Source organism: Neobacillus drentensis (genome assembly GCF_036965425.1).
Taxonomy (GTDB): Bacteria; Bacillota; Bacilli; order Bacillales; family Cytobacillaceae; genus Neobacillus; species Neobacillus drentensis_F.
In genome coordinates, this window is sequence record NZ_JBALPP010000175.1 from 1 (window position 1) to 2993 (window position 2993).

At 35.5% G+C, this 2993-nt stretch carries 2 protein-coding genes and 1 rRNA gene; 1 reads left to right on the top strand and 2 read right to left on the bottom strand.

Annotation, left to right across the window (positions count from 1 at the left end; translation table 11 throughout):
* Positions 1-19: 19 nt before the first annotated feature.
* Positions 20-136, top strand: a 5S ribosomal RNA gene (rrf, locus tag V7161_RS29200).
* A 121-nt stretch (positions 137-257) separates the two neighbouring features.
* Here rrf and V7161_RS29205 read toward each other — a convergent pair.
* Together V7161_RS29205 and V7161_RS29210 are read right to left on the bottom strand one after the other, a co-directional pair.
* Positions 258-2105, bottom strand: a complete 1848-nt coding sequence (locus tag V7161_RS29205) for a bifunctional diguanylate cyclase/phosphohydrolase (RefSeq protein WP_335716274.1) — start codon at positions 2103-2105, stop codon at positions 258-260.
* A 174-nt stretch (positions 2106-2279) separates the two neighbouring features.
* Complete coding sequence (locus V7161_RS29210) at positions 2280-2876, bottom strand: DUF5317 domain-containing protein (RefSeq protein WP_335716275.1); 597 nt, start codon at positions 2874-2876, stop codon at positions 2280-2282.
* Between the last annotated feature and the right edge of the window lie 117 nt (positions 2877-2993).

Sequence of the window (2993 nt, forward strand, 5' to 3'; positions counted from 1 at the left end):
ACTAGTGTCGATTAAATAGTCTGGTAATTATGGCGAGAAGGTCACACCCGTTCCCATACCGAACACGGAAGTTAAGCTTCTCAGCGCCGATGGTAGTTGGGGCACGCGCCCCTGTGAGAGTAGGACGTTGCCAGGCACGAAAAGGGACAGCTAAATAAGCTGTTCTTTTTTGTATACCCAAAAAAGCAATGAAGATAAAAAACAAGGGCAACGGATTTTCTCCATCGCCTTTGTTTTTTTTTGGCTGTAGTGCGATTTTAACTATTCACAGCATGTGAAGTCTCTTCTAATTCTTCCCCCGAGTTATCAAGCTGCTTAATTAGTTCAATAAATGGCTCGACGAATTGTGGGTCAAATTGTTTCCCGGAACAGGCCCGTAATTCAACAATGGCTTCTTTAAATGTTTTCGTCTTTTGATAGGGGCGCTCGGTAGTCATGGCATCAAACGAGTCAATGACGCACAAGATACGGGCTAATTTTGGGATTGATTTCCCGGCTAGACCATACGGGTAGCCTTTACCATCAAACCGCTCATGATGGAGCTCGACCAAAGGGATTAAATCCTCTAATTTCTTATTGGTTGAAATAATTTCTTTACCCCAAGTCACGTGCTTTTTCATCATTTCCCATTCATGTGGATCGAGCTTTCCTTTTTTATTCAATATATCCCTTGGGATTTCAATTTTTCCAATATCGTGAATTATAGCACCAAGGATTAGCGTTTTCCGTTCGTGGTCCGTTAAATGAAGTATTCGTGAAAAATCGACCGCGTATTGGTAAACCCTCTTACTATGACGATAGGTATATACATCCTTCGAAAGAAATATTTTTAATTGCTGTTCGGCTTCCTCCAGATCTTTTTCAAGAGCGAGAGAGCGCTGGGCCGAATATTCGGAGTGTTCATTGTATACCTTGACCAAATTTTTCCCTTGGTCTTTTGCCGCATACATTGCTTGATCTGCTTTATTGAGAAGCTCAGATACACTGTATGTTTCTTTTTCGCATTCTGCAATTCCGGCAGAAAAGGACAAGCATCTGTAAGGGAGCCCTTCAACTCCTTTATAATAGGTATCATTCGCTTTTTTTCTTAGCTCGTTCATAAAGGATAAGGCTGTCTGGCGCTTGGTATTTGGCATCAAAATAGAAAACTCTTCGCCACCATAACGTGCAACCGTGTAGTTTTTCTCTTCTGACTCGTTTTTCAATAAAGTACCAAATTCCTGAAGTAATTGATCTCCTTGAATATGACCATATAGGTCATTGTATTTTTTAAAATCATCAATATCTAGAAGAACAACACTTAGTGGCATGTCTGTTTCTTTTGCAACGGCAACTTCTTTTTCTAAAATCTCTTTAAAATAGCCGTGGTTATTAAGTCCAGTGAGAAAATCTTTATTGGCTTTATCTAATGTAGCTTGAAACAATTGGAAATGTTGATTAAAGGCCACAGACAAAAGGATAGCAATACAAATAAAAAGGAAAAGACCAAAGTATGCTTCCCTATCAAATAATATCCCACAGACAATGGATAGCAGTAGGGTAGTTACATAACTAACCAAAAAGGATTTATCCTTTAGCATTCCGATAAAGACTGTATTTATTTTTTCTTTATGGAGCAAATAGAAATATACACCAATCAAAATAACATTAATTAAAAAATAGGCGCTTAACGAGATAAAATAGGGTAATAGATTATTAGTTTCAATCTTAATAAAACTGCCGCCTGATAGACTATATACTTGATAGGATAAAGTTATCATCAAGCTATACAAGGCAAAATTAAATAAATGCTTCCACCAAGCAATTTTCCTTTGATAAACTGCACTAATTATGCTAGTTACAAGCAATATATCCAATGTGAAATCAAGTCCATATAAAAAAATGCCTGCCATGTAGATGGCGGAATCCATTGAAGTCGAATTTCCTTCAGGCGGAATGGGAATCGTGTAATGATTTAGAAGTAAAATTGCCCCAATGAAGGCAAATTTAAACACCATTTTTGATGATGTATCGAATTGGAAGGAATCATAAATAACAAACGAAATACATCCGATAATAGTAACAATGATTAAATAAATATTCGAAGGGCTTTTTATTCGCTCCATTTGTAATCACCCTTATCTATATAAAATAAAAGGGAGAAGTTATCTGAGATAAACTGCTCCCAAGAATTGATTATATTAACTTCCATCCTGATGTTAAAGCAACAATTAACGATCCCAAAATAATTGCATTAACTAAAATGCCAGTTAATTTGATTCCTTGTGGTTTTTGTTGTTTCATCTAATTTCACCTCCTTTCATAGAAGTAGAGGTGTCATTGACCTGCAAGGAAGATGGATGCTTTAGCATTAAATATTGGATGAATAGGAAAATGCCAATATTCATAACCACATCCCCGATACTAATAATTTGTGTTCGCGGATAAGGTTTAGAGAGAGGAATAATATCCCCTAAAAATCCTAGATTAGTTGATTGGGTTAAAATTTGGTGTTTAGCTGCTAGTCCTTCTTTCAAGGCATCCATATAACTAGGATCTAATATCGAAGCTGCTTCTAAAGATACCGGCATCCTTCCACCGTTCACGACCATCACTAAAAAGTTGAGAAATACACCAATTAAAATTATTAAAAAACCAGGATTTTTACGATTCAAAAATAAAAATATTAATCCCAATACATATACGGCCATGTAAATGTAACCGCTTAATTGACCAAGGAATTTAAAATCATTTTGAAACGTGAAAATGACAAGTTGTATTACTAATAATAGTGGGAAGATCCATCCACATTTCAAATTTAACTGTGCTAAACCTCTTAAACTACCTTTTCGCAAAAAACCAATAACAAATGAGAGAATAATTCCGTCAAAAACCATCAACAATTAACCTGCCTATCAGCAAATTTTAAATAAATATGTATATTTTTGGAAAATATTATATAGGAATAATATCCTATAATTATAATAGTTTTTAGAATTGTCTAATACAAGAGA